The organism is Malaciobacter halophilus, assembly GCF_002837275.1.
Lineage (GTDB): Bacteria > Campylobacterota > Campylobacteria > Campylobacterales > Arcobacteraceae > Malaciobacter > Malaciobacter halophilus.
This window is the reverse complement of the sequence record NZ_NXIF01000005.1, coordinates 61,651-78,474: the sequence shown is the minus strand read 5'-3', so window position 1 is coordinate 78,474 and position 16,824 is coordinate 61,651. Positions and strand designations below refer to the sequence as shown.

Below are 16,824 nucleotides of genomic sequence, written 5' to 3'. Positions count from 1 at the left end.
ACTATATAATAATAAAAAATATCTATTTTGACTTGGATTACTATTTAATTTTATTACCCATGTCATAATTTTTTTATTTTCAACTTTATGTTTTATAGGTATTTTTTCCTTTGAATCTAAAAGTTGCTTTAAAGTTAAATCTGAAGCAGGAAGATTTTTAACATTGGAAAGATTACTTAAAGTATATCTTTTTTTTCTCTGTTTTAAACTATTTGTAAAAAGAGGTTTTTCTTTAGAAAAGTTTGGATTAACCCAAAAAAGTGCTATTTGGGCACTACTTAAACCGCTATCATCTAAAAGTTTAGTATTTATATAGTTTTTTAACTTTTTTTCGAAACTTCCATGATTAATATTTAAATCCTGCTTTGAACAAGCAAGGGATAAAAGCATATTTTTGTTTTCTATTTTATGATTATATATATAAAATCTTTTTTTTCTAAAAGCCTTATCATCTTTATTTAAACTAAGCTCTATCCATTTATTTATAAAACTTTTTTTATTATAAAAAAAATAGTTATTTTTACTTAAAGTTTTATAATTAAAATCTAAATTCTTTACCATAAAAGAACAGCTATTTGTAATTTGAGTATTTTTATTTAAAAGTTTATAGATTGAATTTTTAGATAAAAAATTGAACTCTTTTTGTAAACTTTTAATCTCATTTTCAATTTTTTGTCTATTTAACTCTATTTCTAATTTTGTTTGCATACTAAGAGCTTCACTTACAAGTTTAAATTGTACTTTTGTTAATTGAAGAGTTGTGCTTATATGCTCCATTACTTCTTTTGTATTCTTTTCTTGAATTTTAGGTAGCGTTAATACTGCTCTTAAAATAGAAAAAATTATAACAAAAATAAAAAAAGAGAGAATAATTTTTGAAGTAAAAGATAGATGCTTTAAACTTAATAGATTAAATATCTTTTTTATATACATTTATTCTATACCCTTCTTCATATAGATTATCAAAAGGGTTAAAACCTAATTTATTTTTCAATCTATAAATTAATGACCTAAGTTTTGATAAGTCATAAACATCTTCTCTCCATATAAAATTGAAAATTGTGTCAAAGTTTACAATCTTTCCTGCTTGCTTTGTCAGAATATAAAATAGTTTTTTCTCATTTTTTGTTAACTTTACAATTTTATCATCAAAATATAACTCTGAAGTTGTTTTATTAAATTTTACATTCTCTTTTAAATAAACAAATTTATCATCTTTAGTTTGCAATTTATCTTTATTTTTGAAAAAATATTGGTGTTTATGCATTACTGTATTTATAGCAACTTTTAACTCTTCATTTCTACAAGGTTTTATTAAATATGCATAAGGTTCAGCTTCCATGGCTTTATTTAAAATTTTATCATTATAATAAGATGTTAAAAAGATTATTGGAGTATTAAAATTTTTCCATAAATAGTTTGCTACATCTATTCCTGTTTTTTCTGAGTTTAAATTTATATCAATAATAGCAAGGTCATGATAACTATTTTGTGCTTGTAATATAGCTTGATTTGCAGAAGTTGCAATACTTCTAACATTTAATCCAAATTTATTTAATTTTAACTGCATTGCCATTGCTAAAATTGGTTCATCTTCTACAATCATTACATCAAACTCTTTATTTATAATTAAATTGCTAGACAATATAAACCTTTTCGTATAATTTTGATAATCATATTCAGTATTGTATATAAAGAAGATTAAAATAACTTTATACTTTCTTATCAATTGATTTTAATAGTTACTATTAAAATGTCATTTTTTAATCATTATTCAAAGTTACAATTAGTATAAATTTAATACTTTGGAAAAAAATGAAAAAAATTAGATTTATACTTGCTTCATTTGGAGGTTATTTATTAACCTCATTAGCAACAATAACACTAACACTTGGTTTACCATTTGAAAATAAAGCAGAAGCTACTTTATTTGCTTCAATGATATCATTTATGATTTGGCTTTTGATAATTTTATATGCATTTAGTAATGTACAAATTAAAAAACTATTTTTCCAATTAGCAAGTGTATGTATCACTCTTTTTATAATAAATAATCTTTTAATGTTGGAAAGTTAATCATGGAAAAAAGTTTTAAAGAATCAATGAGATGGCTTCATACTTGGAGTGGATTAATTGTAGGTTGGATATTATTTGCAGTTTTTGTAACAGGAACTTTTTCTTATTATAAAGATGAAGTTACTTTATGGATGAAGCCTGAACTGCACTACTCAAAAGAGTCTAAAAATAGTTTAGATATAGCAAAACAAAAAGCTATAGAATTAGTACAAAACAACTCTAATATATCAATAACTTTACCAAATAATCGCTCAAATATAATATCTGCAATGTGGCGAGAAAAAAGTGATAATTCCCATAGAGCAAAAAGAGTATATCAATACTATGATGCATCAAGTGGAGAAAATATAAACACAAGACAAACAGCTGGAGGTAACTTTTTATATAGATTTCATTTTGAACTATATGGCTTTCCAAGATATTTTTCAAGATGGGCAATTGCACTAGCAACAATGTCTATGTTTGTGGCTATTATTACAGGAATAATTATACATACAAGAATATTTAAAGATATATTTACATTAAGAGCAAAAGCTAATCCTAGAGGTTGGATGGATGCACATATAATTCCAGCTGTTGCAGCATTGCCATTTCATATTATGATTACTTATTCAGGTTTACTTTTATTTGCAAGATTAGTAATGCCATGGGGAATGCAAGCAGCTTATGACGGCGATTTTAGAGAATATAGAAGTGATTTAAATAATTTAAAACAAACACAAATCATTCATCAAAATGTAAATAAAAAAGCTCAAAATAAGTCTTTAAGTTTTGAAAATCTAAATAAAGTTTTAATAAATGCAAATAAAGTTTGGCCTAATAATATTGGTGGTTTTTCTATTAATAAAAATAAAAATGGTTCATATGAAATACAAATTAGACCAAAAGAAACATCTTCTATTTTTAGTTCAAAATTTGAAAGGGAATACTTAACATATGATGCAAATAGTGCAAAGCTTATTTCAAAAAATATACCTCCAACAACAAATAGCAATATAATTAATACAAATACAACTTTTGCAACTTTACATCGAGCAATATTTGCAAACTCTACAATGAGATTTCTATTTTTTATTTGTGGAATAAGTGGTATTGTTTTAGCAGGAACTGGCTTAGTTTTATGGATAGAAAAAAGAAAGAAAAAACAAAAAATAAATACAAGCATTGGTTTTAAGCTTGTAGAAAAACTTAATATTGGAACAATTACAGGTTTATTTATTGCAATTGGAATATTTTTTATTGCAAATAGAGTAATTGAAGTAAATATTGAAAATAGACACCTTTTAGAAATAAATACTTTTTTTATAGCTTGGTTACTATGTTATATACATAGTTTTTTAAGGCAAAGTAAAAAAGCGTGGATTGAGCAGATGATTATAACATCAATTATCTACTTTTCTATTCCAATTTTAAATGCATTATTTTGGACAAAAGATTTTCTAAATAGAGAAATAATGTATTTTTATTTTGATTTATTTTTTATTTTAACTGCTATTGTATTTGCAATTGGTTCATATTTTTTAATAAGAAATTCAAAAAAAGGTTTAAAATGACAGTAAGTGCATATATACTATACCTAGCTTTAGTTCTTTTAAGTATTAGCATGAATAAACACTATAAAGTAGTAATTAGTACTAGTATAAACAAAAACTACCAAATTGCATCAAAATTAATAGGGAATGCTCTTTTAATAATCAGTTTAATTTTATTTATTAAAACTACTGGATTATCTCTTGGAATTACTTATTTTTTTGGATTTTTAGCACTTTTTATAATAATTATTGCTCTGTTTTTAACATATAAACCAAAACTACTAATATTTACTATATTTGTTTCTTTTTTATTTTGGGTATTAATAAAGTTTTTACTTAATTAATACCTTTATTTTTGATATCAATTTTAATATTGATTATCAAAATATCATTTTCTCATCATTATTTTTTATTAAAATTATAAAATCACAAATTCACAAGGAGAATAAATGAATATTAAAAAATATTTCATTACTTCATTAGCTTTATTAAGTTCTATTTCTACACTTTATGCTAATGATAAAACTAAACTAAACGATGTAACAGTAGTAAGTGCTTCTGGTATTGAACAAAATATTAGTGATGCACCTGCTACAATCTCAGTTATTACAAGAGATGAATTAGAAAAAAAATCTTATACAGATATTACTGATGCTTTAAAAAATGTTCCAGGTTTATATATAAACGGAGGAGGTTCTAATCAAAGTATAAGTATTAGAGGTATGGCAAAAGAGTACACTTTGTTTTTAATTGATGGAAAACCTATGCAAGGAAATGATACTTTTAGTCCCAATGGTAGTTTAAGTGGCGCACCCATAAATTTTTTACCTTCAATTGACAGTATAGAAAAAATTGAAATTATTAGAGGGCCTGCTTCTGCATTGTATGGTTCAGATGCAATGGGTGGTGTTGTTAATATTATTACTAAAAAAAATACAAATAAACTTTCTGCAACTATTTCAACAGAGTATTTAAAAGCTGACTCTTCAAATAAAGTAAATAACGACTCAATTCAAACAAATGCATATATTAGTTTACCTTTAATAGGAGATTTATTATCAGTATCACTTAATGGTTCAATACTAAACCAAGATGAGAGTAACTTTAAAAGTGATGGTGCTTTAAAAGCAGGAAGTGACCCAGATTTTGAAAGAAAAAATATTGGTACTAAATTTACTTTAACTCCTGATAAAAACAATACAATTACAGCATCTTATGATTATAGAGTTCAAGAAAGAACTTCAAATCCAGGTAAAAGTATGCCTTATACTTATGTAGATAGAAAAGGCAATATTGTAGAGAATGAAGTTTCTCATCAAAAATCAATCAACTATGCTTATAGTCTTACACATCAAGCAAATTATGATAAATTTTTAATCAATTCATATATTAATTATGAAAAAGCAAAAAATGAATCAAGAGTAAATGAAACTACTGGGAATGGTATAGAGTTTGAAACTTTAACTTTTAACTCTCAAGGTACATATTTCTTTGATAAAAATACAACTTCAATAGGATTTAACTATAAAGATGAGACTCTTGAAGATGGTGCTACTAGTGCATTAAATGATAGTATTGTAAATATGAGTAGATATCAATACTCTATTTTTGCAGAAAATTAATGGGCAATTACTGAAAATTTTGCTTTAACATTAAGTGGAAGATATGATGACAATGAAGCTTTTGGAAGTAATTTTAGTCCAAAAGCTTATGCTGTTTATCATCTAACAGATAAATTTACATTAAAAGGTGGAGTAACAGCAGGATATAAAGCTCCTTCTTTAAGAAAAGCAGCGCCTGATTTTGCAGGTATTTCAAGAGGTGGGGTAATGATTGGTAACCCTGATTTAAAACCAGAAGAGAGTTTAAACTATGAAGCAGGATTGGCATACAATGATTATGATTTAGGATTAAAAGCAAGTATAGTAGCTTTTCATACAGATTTTGAAGAAAAAATTCAAAGAACAGGAAGAATATGTCCTCCAAACCAGCCTTGCACATATAAAGGAACAAGCTATGAAGCTCATAAGTATGGATATACTGCTTTTGAAAATATAGATGAAGCGCAAATAAAAGGTATAGAGATTACAACTGATTATAATATTACTGATAATTTATTATATAGACACTCTTATACATATACAAAATCTGAACAAAAATCAGGAGAGAATAAAGGAAGACCGCTAAATGACATCTCTAAACATATGTTTAATGCTGGACTAGATTGGGAAGTATCAGGAAAACTTAATCTTTGGACACAAGTTAATTATAGAAGTCAAACAGCTGGAAATATCTCAAGAAGTGGAGAGTTAAATAAACAACCTTCTTACACTTTTGCTGATGCAGGACTAGTTTATAAAGCATCAGATAATATCTCTTTTAAAGCAGGTATTTATAACCTTACAAATAAAGAGGTAACAACAGAAGATGATTATGATAATATTTTAGATGGAAGAAGATATAGCTTCTCTATGCAATTAAAATTTTAATCAAATAGAGTAAAGAAGATAACTCTTCTTTACTTCTACTCATATCTTAATGCCTCAATTGGATTTAATTTTGCTGCTTTTTTTGCAGGAAAATATCCAAATATAACTCCAATTAATGTTGAAAAAATAAACGAAATTACTACTATTTTTATATTTATTATAAAAGGCAATTGCATAAAAAAAACAACTAAATAGCCAATTGATATACCAAAAATAATCCCAATAACTCCACCTAAAGTAGATAAAACAATTGCCTCAACTAAAAATTGTAATAGTACCTCATTTTGCATTGCTCCAATTGCAAGCCTTGTTCCAATTTCTCTTGTTCTTTCAGTTACTGAAACTAACATTATATTCATAATACCAATACCACCTACTAATAATGATATTCCAGCAATAGAGCCTAAAAGAAACGTTAACATTTTAGTTGTAGAAGTCATTGCAGTTAATAAATCTCTCATATCTCTTATATAAAAGTTATTATCTTCAGTAGCTTTAATTGTTCTTCTTTCTTTCATTAAAGCAGTCACATCTTTTTTTACTTGTTCAATATTTTCACTTTCGTTAACAGATATTAAAATTGAATTAATATCTTTATTTCCTTGTATTTTTCTTTGGAACATTTTAAGAGGAACAACAATAATTTCATCTTGGTCTCTTCCAAATGCAGATGCACCTTTTGATTTTAAAACTCCTACTACTGTACAAGCAAAGTTTTTTAATCTTAGTTTTGCGCCAAGGGCATCATTATTTTCAAAAAGTTGCTTTACTATTGTAGTTCCAACAATACAAGAAGTTTGTCCAAAAGTTAATTCATCTTTATTAAATAGCCTTCCACTTTTTAAAGACCAATCTTTAATTATAAAATAATCATTACTTGTTCCCATAATATTTGAAGTATAACTTCTATTTGAATATATTGCATTAATTGAGCTACTATTTTGTGCAGCAACTGCTTTAACATTTACAATTTGATTTTTTATTGCATTAATATCCTCTTGTTTAAAAGCTCTTGCACTATTATCACTTCTTGGTTTACCTCTTCTTTCTTGCCCTACTCTTAAAGTTAACATATTAGTTCCAAGTTTAGAGATACTTTCTTGAATATTTGCAGTTGTTCCATCTCCTATCATTACCATAGCTATAACTGAAGCTACTCCTATTACTATTCCTAAAGTAGTTAATATAGAACGAAGTATATTTCTTCTAATCTCTTTTATAGCTATAAGAAAAGTATTTATTAACATTACTTATACCCTTTTTTCAAACTTGATTCTATATGTCCATCTCTAAAATAGATAACTCTATTTGAGTATTGAGCCATCTCTTCTTCATGAGTTACCATAATAATTGTAATTCCTAACTCTTCATTAAGCTGTTTTAATAGGTTCATTATTTCAATACTTTTAATACTATCTAAATTTCCTGTTGGTTCATCTGCTAATAAAACTAAAGGGTTTGTAACAATAGCTCTTGCTATTGCTACTCTTTGTTGCTGACCACCTGATAACTCAGCAGGAGTATTATAAATTACACTTTCAAGTCCAACTTTTTTTAAAGCTTTAAAAGCTAACTCTTTTCTTTCTTTTGTAGGCGTTTTTCTATAAATTAAAGGTAATTCAACATTTTCTAAAGCAGTAGTTCTACCTAAAAGATTAAATCCTTGAAATACAAAACCTATATAATTTCTTCTAAGAAGAGCCATTTGATTTTTATTTAACTTATCAACATTTACTCCATCAAAAAGATACTCTCCACTTGAAGGGTAATCTAAACATCCTATTATATTCATTGATGTTGATTTACCACTCCCACTAGCTCCCATTATTGAGACAAACTCACCTTTTTTTATATTTAAATTAACTCTATTTAAAGCATAAGTTTTTACATTAGCTTTACCATAAACTTTTACTATATCTTTAAACTCAATAATTGTTCTATTTTCACTACACATTAACTACTCTTTTGAGAAGTAATTACATTATCACCCTCTTTTATTATTTGTGATTGTATACTTGTAAATTTTCCATCTGTTTGCAAAACTTTTACTTCTACTTTTTTTACTTGATTATTTTTTAATATATACAAAGATTTGTAACTAAGTACATCAAGCTCTTTAAAATTTTTATCTTTTTTTGTTCTTCTTTTAGCTCTTAAAAGATTTACACTTTGCTTTTTATTATCTTTATTTGCAACTGGATTAAATCGCAATGCACTATTTGGTACAAGAAGTACATTGTTCTGTTTTTTTGTAATTATTTTTGCTGATGCTGTCATTCCAGGTCTTAAAAAGAGTCTTTTATTATCTACTAACACTACTGTTTCATAAGTTACAACTCCATTTTCAGAAATAGGATTAAATCTTACTTGTTTAATCTTACCTTTAAATATCTCTTTTGGATATGCATCAACTGTAAAAGTAACATTTAACCCCTCTTTTATATTTGCAACATCAGCTTCATCAATACTTACAATTAAGTCCATTTTAGATAAATCCTTTGCAAGTGTAAAAAGAGTAGGTGTTGACATTGAAGCAGCAACTGTTTGTCCTACTTCAACTGCTTTATTTAAAACAATTCCATCAATTGATGACTTTACTACTGCTTTATCTAAATTCTCTTGATCAGTTTTTAGATTATATTCAGCTTGCATAACTTTAGCTTTTGCAGCTTCATATAAAGCTTTTGAACTCTCATATGAGAATAGTGAGTCATCTAAATCATTTTTTGATGGATATTTTCCTTTTGATTGTTCAAACATCTTTAACATTCTTTCATAATTCAATTTTTTGTTTTTTACATTTACTTCACTCTCTTTTAAGTTCGCCTTTGCAATAAAAAGTGATGCTTTTGAACTATCTACTTTTGACTTTAATTTTGTAGTATCAAGCTTTGCTAATACTTGTCCTACTTTTACTTTATCATTAAAATCAACATATATCTCTTTTATAGTTCCAGATACTTCTATACCAATATCTACACTATTTGTAGGATTTAAATTACCAGTTGCTAATACTGAAACTTCTAAATCTCCTTTTTTAACTTTTTTTGTAATATATGAAACCTCTTTATTTTCATCATTATTTATTAAAAATACTAAAAAAAGAGCTGTTAAAGTAAAAATAGCAATTAAAATATAGATATATCTTCTTTTTTTATTACCTTTTGCATACTCATTTAATTGCTCTTGTAAAGTTGAATTTGCCATTACACTTCTGCCTTTATTTTAAAATATAGTTTTGCATACTCTAATTGCATATCTATGTTATTTATCATCAAATCATACTCATTTATTTTTTTTGTATTTTCTAATATTTCTAAATCATATTGTGAAGACATTCCTGCTTCATTTGAGACTCTATTTACTTCTATTAAATCTTCATAAAGTTTTATGTTTTTATTTATAATTTTGTTATAACTTTTATATGTTTCTATTTTTAATAAACTCTTCTCATAATCTTTTTTAATTTGATTTTTCAAATCACTTATATTCGCACTTTTTTTTAGTGTTTCTAATCTTAATTTCTCTAATGTTGCTTTTTTATTTACATCATATAAAGGCATAGATAAATTCAAAGAGATTGCTGCTGAATTATTATCATCACTACTATTTAAAGTATAGTTTTCACTCTTATTATATGAAAGATTTGTAGATAATGAAACTTGTGGTAAATAAGAAGATTTTTGTTTTTTATATGAAGTAGTTGCTACTTTTTTCATTGAGTTTTCATATAAAATTTCAAGATTATGTTTAATATAATCATCTTTTTTTATATTTGAAAAATCTAATAATTTTATATTTTCAAACTCTAAATTTGTGTATTTTTTTAAAATTACTTTTTGCTGTTTCAATGAGTTTTTTAAATTTACACTATTTTTAAACTGATTATTTCTTGCCATTATTGCATTATTCAATTCAATAATATCAGTTTTACCATTTTTATACTCTATTTTTTTTAATACAAGTTCAATTTCTTTATTTTTTAACTCATAATCACTTTTTTTTATTTGTGTATTAAGCTTTTTTATTTGCAATAAAGTTTCATAAACTTCTTGCAAGAGTTGGTTATTTTCATACTCCCAATTTAAAAAATCTGCTTGTAGTTTTTCATTTGCGTATTTTATTGTAAACTCTATTCCACCTGATTCATATATACTTTGAGTAAACCCCAAAGACAGACTTTTATTTAAATTATCACTGCTTTTATTAAAAGAGTGTGTTCTATTAATTTTTGAGTTTATATTAATAGGAGATATCCAATCATTTTTTGATTTTTCATACTCTTGTTTTATTATTTGTTTATCTATACTTCTTAAACTCTTTTTCTCTTCATTTAAAATTTCTAAATCTTGTGCATTTATATATAGAGTTAAAAAAGTAAAAACTATTAATATTTTCTTCATTTTGCTCCTTTAAAAACATATTATAAAAGCATACTCTAAACCATTATTAAATAATTATTTAACAGTTTATTAACATCAATAATGAGTATTTTTATCAATAAATAGATATAAAAAAAATAGAGTTTAAAAAACTCTATTTTCTTATGTAATCAAGCCTACAACTTCTTGTCTCTTCTAAAATGGCTTGAGATAAAACCTCATCTTCAACAATTATATGCTCAATATGAAGTTTTTCTAACTCTTGTGCTTCTGCTTTTCTTCCAACTTTAACTATTGTTTTTGTATTATGAGTTAAGTCATCTATAACTTCACAAATAAGAGTAAGCTTTTCAGGGTTATCAATTGCGACAACAATTGCTGCTGATTTTTTAATATTTATTGAATTAAGAATAGTTTTACTTGCTGCATTTCCAAATATAATTGGCTCATTTTTCTCTTTACCTATTTTATAGTACTTCATATTATGTTCAATAATAATATAATTTCTATGTTCAGCTTTTAATTTTTCTACAACTTCTTGTCCTAAGTGACCATAACCAATAACTACAATATGCCCTTGTGTGTCACTATTAACTTGCATACTATTTACAATTTGCATAGTATCTTCTGGCAAAATTTTAGAAGCAATAGAAGAAAGGTTTTTAAGTACAAGAGGTGTTAAAACCATAGAAATTACTATTGTTACAATTAAAATTTGTGAATAAGTTGGATCTATTAAAGACTTGCTTCTTGCTAATTCTAAAACAGCTAAAGAGAACTCTCCAATTTGGACAAGAGAAAGTGCTGTTTTAAATGCAACTCTTTTAGTATCATCAATTCTTACAAGAGAGTATATAATTATATATTTTAAAGATAATAAAACTGGAAGAAGTATCAAAATTGTAAAAATATGTTCACCAATTACACTAAAATTGATTTGCATTCCAACAGTTATAAAAAATACTCCTAATAAAAGATTTCTAAAAGGAATAAGGTCAGCTTCTACTTGATGCTTAAACTTTGTTTCACTAATCATCATACCAGCTATAAAAGCTCCAAGGGAGTAAGAAAATCCAAAATAGTGTGCTAAATAAGATGCTCCAATAGCTATTAATAAAACAGAACCTACAAAAAGTTCTTCTGATTTTGATTCACTCACATACTCAAAAAAAGGCTCTAAAAGATATTTTCCTGTTATATACAATAATAAAATCAAAATAAATGCTGCAACTGTTGTTTCAAAAATAATATGAAAAACTGATTTATCATCACCCATACTAAAAATTGAAATCATAAGTAAAATAGGAATTACTGCAATATCTTGCATAATTAATATTCCTAAAACTCTTCTTCCATATGGTTTTTTTATATCACCATTTTCATTATAGATTTTTAAAACAATAGCAGTTGAAGATAAAGACAATGCTGCACCTAAAACCAATGAAGTTTTATAATCAAAATTAAGAATAAACATACAAACTAGAAATACAAAAATAGTAGTTACGATAATTTGTAAACCACCTGTTACAAGCACCTCTTTTTTCATTCTATTTAGATGTTGCAAAGAGAACTCCAACCCTATGGTGAACATTAAAAACACTACTCCAAATTCAGCTATCTCTTTTAAATCATGATTATTAACGGCATTATGTAAATCAAATAGATATGCAATAATTGTACCAGTTACAATATAACCTATAATTGTTGGTAAATGAAACTTTTTTAGTAGTAAATTCACCATAACTGCAATAAAGATAGTCCATACAATAATTCCTAACATCTACTTTCCTATAACTTGTTTATAATGCATCTGTTTATACCCTTCTAATCTCTTTTTATAAGCAGAATTAAGCATAGCATTTTTAGAATCTAAAAAATCAATTGCTAAGCATTCTTGCCCATCTCTTCCAACTCTTCCTAAATATTGAATAAGTCTTCCATAGTATGAGATTGGAGTTGCAAAAAGAATTGTATTTAAATGGGGAAAATCTATACCTTCACCAAAATAAGAGGTTGTTGCTAAAACTAAAGTTTTAGTTTTAACTTCTTTCATATTCTTCTCTTGCTCTTTTTTATTCATACTTCCGTGAATACAAACATAATCAATATTCTGTTTTATAAGTAACTCTTCAAGCACTTTTAAGTGCTCTATTCTATCACTTAAAACCAAAATTTTTCTTTGAATATTATTTTTAATTTGTTCTAAAATCAAAAGATTTCTTGCATGATTTGCACATAATTCATTTATTAAAGTAGCATAATTATCAGCTTGACTTTCAAAATCTGTTCGAATAACTTTTAAACTATTTGTTGTTGTTTTTTTCTTTTTATGCTCATATGAAACATCACCTAGTTGTTGAAAAAGAATTGGATCTAATCCATCTTTTCTTTTTGGTGTAGCACTTAAACCTAAAACATATTTCCCATGGAACTGTTTAACAATTTGTTCAAATGTAACTGCTGGAATATGATGACACTCATCAACAATTAAAAAAGAGTAATTATTTATAACTTCAGGGTCATTTTTTAAACTTTGCATAGTTGCAATATCTATTTGTCCAGTTAATTTATTTTTCCCTTTTCCTAAATAACCAATATCTTTTTTTGTATAACCAAAATAATCAACAAAACGTTGTATCCATTGAGTTAAAAGCATATTTTTGTTTACTATAACAAGAGTAGTACAAGCTCTAATCTCTGTCATTTTTGCACCAATTAATGTTTTTCCAAAACCAGGTGGTGCAACACATATACTAAAATCTTTTTTTAAAATATTATCAATAGCTTCTTGTTGCTCTTGCCTTAAAGTAAAAGTTACTTTTTTTGTCTCAATTTTTTCAAAATACTTTTTATCTTCTAAAATAAAATCTACACTGTTTTTATTAAAAAAATCTAGAGTTTTATAAATAACTCCTCTAGGAAGCTTTAAATATTTCTCATCTTCTTCATAATTTTTTATAACTCTTGGAGTATTATATAAAGGCTTTCTAAGGCTTAATAAAACTTTTATTTGAGGATTATCAAAACTAGCAAATGACTTTAATTTATTTAATAAACCCTTAGATAAATCTTTTGTTGGAATATATAAAAAATCATAAATTATAAGTTTTAATTTAAAACTTGGAAATATTATATCCTCAAAGCTTGCTTCATCAAAAGTTTTAATATTTTGTTCTTGACAAAGTGGTATAATTTGTTGTTTTTTAACTTTTAACACACTATTTAAAACACTCCACTGGTCTTCATACACTTTTGATGTATTTATATCAACAAAAACTGTTTGGTTATTTTTTCTATATTTTAAGTGTAAAGGTAAAGTAATAAAAGAGCCTAAATTAGCTCTTGTAGCAAACTGCTCCTTTGGAAAAATTTTTCCATTTATATTTGCTCTTCTTAATATCTCATTTGCAAATAGATTTGCCATTTTTGCACTAATTTTCTCTTCAAAAAATATCCATGCTTTTAAACTATTATATGTAGTTATTTCATAATAAGCTCTAATATTTAAGGAGTTAAGTGCAATTTGTAGTTTAAATTTATCTTCATCTAAAAGTTCTATAACAACATATTTACAAGAGTTAGAATAGTCTATTACATATGTTGCTATATCATTTAATCCTCTTAAATGAAGTTCTATTTCATGATTTGTTAAAGGAATGTAATCCTCTTTTTTAAAAGTTTGTGTAACTGGGAAATATTTTTGTTTTTTATTATCTTTACTTACCCATTTCTTAGCATAAATATCAAGTCTATTAATAAATAAAGACTTAAATATCTCTATTTTTTCATCTTTAGTAAAACCTCTTACTGGCTTTTTATTTTGAAGTTGAGCTTCTAAATTTTTTATTTGCTCTTCAATACTTCTTTTTTGATTATAAAGTTGTTGTAACTTCTCACGAATTTTTATCATGGGTAATTGGTTTTGGAGATATTATAATGTTATTAATTTTTTGCTCAATTTCACCATATCTACTTGTAAGTTTTGAGCCTTTTCTAATACCTTGCCCCTCAAACTTTCCATCTTCTTCAATTACTAATTCGTTATATTTTATTTCACCTATAACTTTTCCTGAAGATAATACATGAACTTCATTGCAATCAATCTTACCATCAAACAATCCACTTACAATTAAATTATTAGCTTTTATATCTCCAATTACTTCTCCTGTTTGTCCAATAGTAATTACATCTGCTTCTAAAATAACACCTTCAAATTTTCCATCAATATGAACAGTTCCTTCAGTACTTATACCTCCAATGATACAAGTACCAGCAGCAATTACTGTTGCTCCACTATTTTGTTGTGTTCGTTTATTAGTTTTACCAAAGATTCCCACGGAATTCTCCTTTGTTTTTTAAAAATCATCTCATAGTTTTTCATATTCCATTTTACGAAATAGTAAGGGTTTATTATCTTAACTCCATATCTAATTTCATAATGCAAATGAGGCCCTGAGCTTCTACCACTATTTCCACTAAGCCCTAATAAGTCACCTTTTCTAACTACTTGACCAAGTTTAACTTCTGTTTTATTTAAGTGTGCATAAACTGTTTGAAATCCATATCCATGCATAATCTTAACAACACGGCCAAAGCCTCCTCTATCTCTTGATTGAACATAGCTTACAATTCCATCAGCAGTGGCATAAACTTTAGTTCTCATTCTTGCTCTAAAGTCAATTCCTCTGTGAAATTTTCTTTTTTTTGTAATAGGATGAACTCTATATCCATAACTTGATGTAATTGTAGTCTCTTTTAAAGGGCTACCATTTGGAATAGTTTTTAACATAAAAACTTTTTTTACAGTTGTCATAGTAGCCAAAGTTGCTCTTTTAATTAAACCTGTATCATCATCTTTTTTTATTCCTATTATCTCTTCAAGATGGTCAAGTTTTGAGCTTAACTCTTCTATATCATCAACTTTACCTTTTATCTGCTTAGAGTAAAAACTATTTTGTGCTAAAAGCTCTTTCTCTTTTTGTTCTAATGTGGCTATTTGTTGCTCTTTTGTCTGTTTTACTTCAGTAATCTCTTCATTTAAATATGAAATCAACCAAAAACTCATTCCTAAAACTAGTAGTGCAACAACTAAAAATATTACAAAAAATTTTCTTACTAGCTGGTGTATATTATATGATTTTGTTCCATTTACATCTGATACTGTTATTATTAATCTATTTTTCATCAATACCTATAAAATCTAAAAATTTTTCAACAACTAAAAAAGAGCCAAAAACTAAATACTCTTTGCTTTTTTTTAGTTCAAGATTAAAACTTGTCATTATATTGTAATCTTTACAAATTTCTAATAAATTGTTTTTATCTACAATCCTTTTATCATCAAGTTCAATTATAATTATTTCATTTATAATTGGCTTTAATATTTTTAAAACCTCTTTATAATCTTTATCTTTATAAGAGTTGTAAATTAGTGTAATTTTCTTATTTTTAAAATGCTCTTTTAAAGCTCTTGCAGCTAAAGGATTGTGTCCCACATCAATAGTAATATTTGAAGCAATTTTTTCACATCTTCCTTTTAGTTGTACATCATCAAATAATTTTAAATCAATATCAATATTTAAAAACTTCAAGCATGAAACTACTAAATGTAAATTTTTTATTAAATATCTAGGAAAATCCACATTAAAACTATATTTATTAAACTCTTCAACAAAATCAACTTTTATTTGTTTATTAAACTCTTTATTAAGCTGTTCTTGAACTTTAAAAGCAGTCTTTTTTACATTTTCATGTATTTGATAGCCAACTATCATCTGTTTATCACATGCACGCATTTTTGTTTGTGCAATCTCTTCTATGCTATTACCTAAAAAAGATTGATGGTCAAAATCAATTGTTGTAATTAAACTAAGACTATTTTCTACTACATTTGTAGCATCAAATTCACCTCCAAGTCCTGCTTCTAAAATAATATAATCACATTCTGAACTAATATATAGTGCAAGCAAAGTTGTATATTCAAAATAAGTAAGCTTTTCTAATAATTGTATATTAAGTATTTTTTGTATTTTTTTGTGGGTATTTTCAAGTAGTTCATCACTTACATTATCTCCGTTTAACCAAACTCTTTCATTAAATTTTTTAATATGAGGAGAACTATAATGAACTACTTTAAAATCTTTTTTATATAAATAGTGAGCTAGACATCTTCCTGTACTTCCCTTACCATTTGTTCCTACTATATGAATAACATATGGTAATTTTATATGACTTTTTAGACATTCCCAAGAGTTTTCAACTGTTGAGAAGTCTATTTTGTCATAGTAAAGAGTCTTAAACTCTAAAAAACCTTTTAAATCTATTTCTTTTAAACTCTTTTGCATT

Annotated in this window: 15 protein-coding genes and 1 pseudogene; 5 read left to right on the top strand and 11 right to left on the bottom strand. The window is 25.8% G+C overall.

Features of this window, described 5'->3' with window-relative positions:
- Together CP960_RS01185 and CP960_RS01180 are read right to left on the bottom strand one after the other, a co-directional pair.
- Positions 1–933 (bottom strand): annotated as a pseudogene (locus CP960_RS01185) (hypothetical protein); the annotation flags it as partial.
- Positions 911–1,645: a response regulator gene (locus CP960_RS01180; RefSeq protein ID WP_101183402.1), complete on the bottom strand. Its 735-nt coding sequence runs from the start codon at positions 1,643–1,645 to the stop codon at positions 911–913. The pseudogene CP960_RS01185 and the gene CP960_RS01180, both read right to left, overlap by 23 nt.
- A 170-nt stretch (positions 1,646–1,815) precedes the next feature.
- Here CP960_RS01180 and CP960_RS01175 point away from each other — a divergent pair, with 170 nt between their 5' ends.
- The 5 genes from CP960_RS01175 (at position 1,816) to CP960_RS13940 (ending at position 6,097) form a co-directional block, all read left to right on the top strand.
- Entirely contained in the window at positions 1,816–2,076 is a 261-nt protein-coding gene (locus CP960_RS01175; RefSeq protein WP_101183400.1) for a hypothetical protein, read from the top strand.
- Between the two features lie 2 nt (positions 2,077–2,078).
- On the top strand, positions 2,079–3,629 hold the full coding sequence (locus tag CP960_RS01170; RefSeq protein ID WP_101183398.1) for a PepSY-associated TM helix domain-containing protein: 1,551 nt from the start codon (positions 2,079–2,081) through the stop codon (positions 3,627–3,629).
- Positions 3,626–3,952 (top strand): DUF3325 family protein, encoded by a 327-nt coding sequence (locus CP960_RS01165; RefSeq protein WP_101183395.1) that lies wholly within the window; start codon positions 3,626–3,628, stop codon positions 3,950–3,952. The genes CP960_RS01170 and CP960_RS01165 overlap by 4 nt, the downstream gene beginning before the upstream one ends.
- Positions 3,953–4,057: 105 nt before the next feature.
- On the top strand, positions 4,058–5,230 hold the full coding sequence (locus CP960_RS13945) for a TonB-dependent receptor plug domain-containing protein (RefSeq protein WP_228151972.1): 1,173 nt from the start codon (positions 4,058–4,060) through the stop codon (positions 5,228–5,230).
- Between the two features lie 6 nt (positions 5,231–5,236).
- Positions 5,237–6,097: a TonB-dependent receptor domain-containing protein gene (locus CP960_RS13940; RefSeq protein ID WP_228151973.1), complete on the top strand. Its 861-nt coding sequence runs from the start codon at positions 5,237–5,239 to the stop codon at positions 6,095–6,097.
- A gap of 35 nt (positions 6,098–6,132) precedes the next feature.
- Here CP960_RS13940 and CP960_RS01155 read toward each other — a convergent pair whose 3' ends face one another.
- The 9 genes from CP960_RS01155 to CP960_RS01115 all read right to left on the bottom strand — a co-directional run bounded on the left by CP960_RS01155 (position 6,133) and on the right by CP960_RS01115 (position 16,823).
- Entirely contained in the window at positions 6,133–7,344 is a 1,212-nt protein-coding gene (locus tag CP960_RS01155) for an ABC transporter permease (RefSeq protein WP_101183394.1), read from the bottom strand.
- The gene (locus CP960_RS01150; protein ID WP_101183392.1) at positions 7,344–8,051 is read right to left on the bottom strand and encodes an ABC transporter ATP-binding protein; all 708 of its coding nucleotides are present in this window, start codon (positions 8,049–8,051) and stop codon (positions 7,344–7,346) included. Before CP960_RS01150 ends, CP960_RS01155 begins: the two co-directional genes overlap by 1 nt.
- Positions 8,051–9,304: an efflux RND transporter periplasmic adaptor subunit gene (locus CP960_RS01145; RefSeq protein WP_101183390.1), complete on the bottom strand. Its 1,254-nt coding sequence runs from the start codon at positions 9,302–9,304 to the stop codon at positions 8,051–8,053. Before CP960_RS01145 ends, CP960_RS01150 begins: the two co-directional genes overlap by 1 nt.
- A complete protein-coding gene (locus tag CP960_RS01140) occupies positions 9,304–10,500 on the bottom strand; it encodes a TolC family protein (protein ID WP_101183388.1) in 1,197 nt (398 codons plus the stop codon). The genes CP960_RS01145 and CP960_RS01140 overlap by 1 nt, the downstream gene beginning before the upstream one ends.
- A 133-nt stretch (positions 10,501–10,633) precedes the next feature.
- Positions 10,634–12,259: a cation:proton antiporter gene (locus tag CP960_RS01135; RefSeq protein ID WP_101183386.1), complete on the bottom strand. Its 1,626-nt coding sequence runs from the start codon at positions 12,257–12,259 to the stop codon at positions 10,634–10,636.
- Positions 12,260–14,389, bottom strand: coding sequence for a DEAD/DEAH box helicase (locus CP960_RS01130; protein WP_101183383.1), 2,130 nt, complete (start codon positions 14,387–14,389; stop codon positions 12,260–12,262).
- The gene (locus tag CP960_RS01125; protein WP_101183381.1) at positions 14,373–14,816 is read right to left on the bottom strand and encodes a bactofilin family protein; all 444 of its coding nucleotides are present in this window, start codon (positions 14,814–14,816) and stop codon (positions 14,373–14,375) included. Before CP960_RS01125 ends, CP960_RS01130 begins: the two co-directional genes overlap by 17 nt.
- Positions 14,759–15,664 (bottom strand): peptidoglycan DD-metalloendopeptidase family protein, encoded by a 906-nt coding sequence (locus CP960_RS01120; RefSeq protein ID WP_101183380.1) that lies wholly within the window; start codon positions 15,662–15,664, stop codon positions 14,759–14,761. Before CP960_RS01120 ends, CP960_RS01125 begins: the two co-directional genes overlap by 58 nt.
- Entirely contained in the window at positions 15,654–16,823 is a 1,170-nt protein-coding gene (locus CP960_RS01115) for a folylpolyglutamate synthase/dihydrofolate synthase family protein (protein WP_101183378.1), read from the bottom strand. Before CP960_RS01115 ends, CP960_RS01120 begins: the two co-directional genes overlap by 11 nt.
- Position 16,824: the final 1 nt, after the last annotated feature.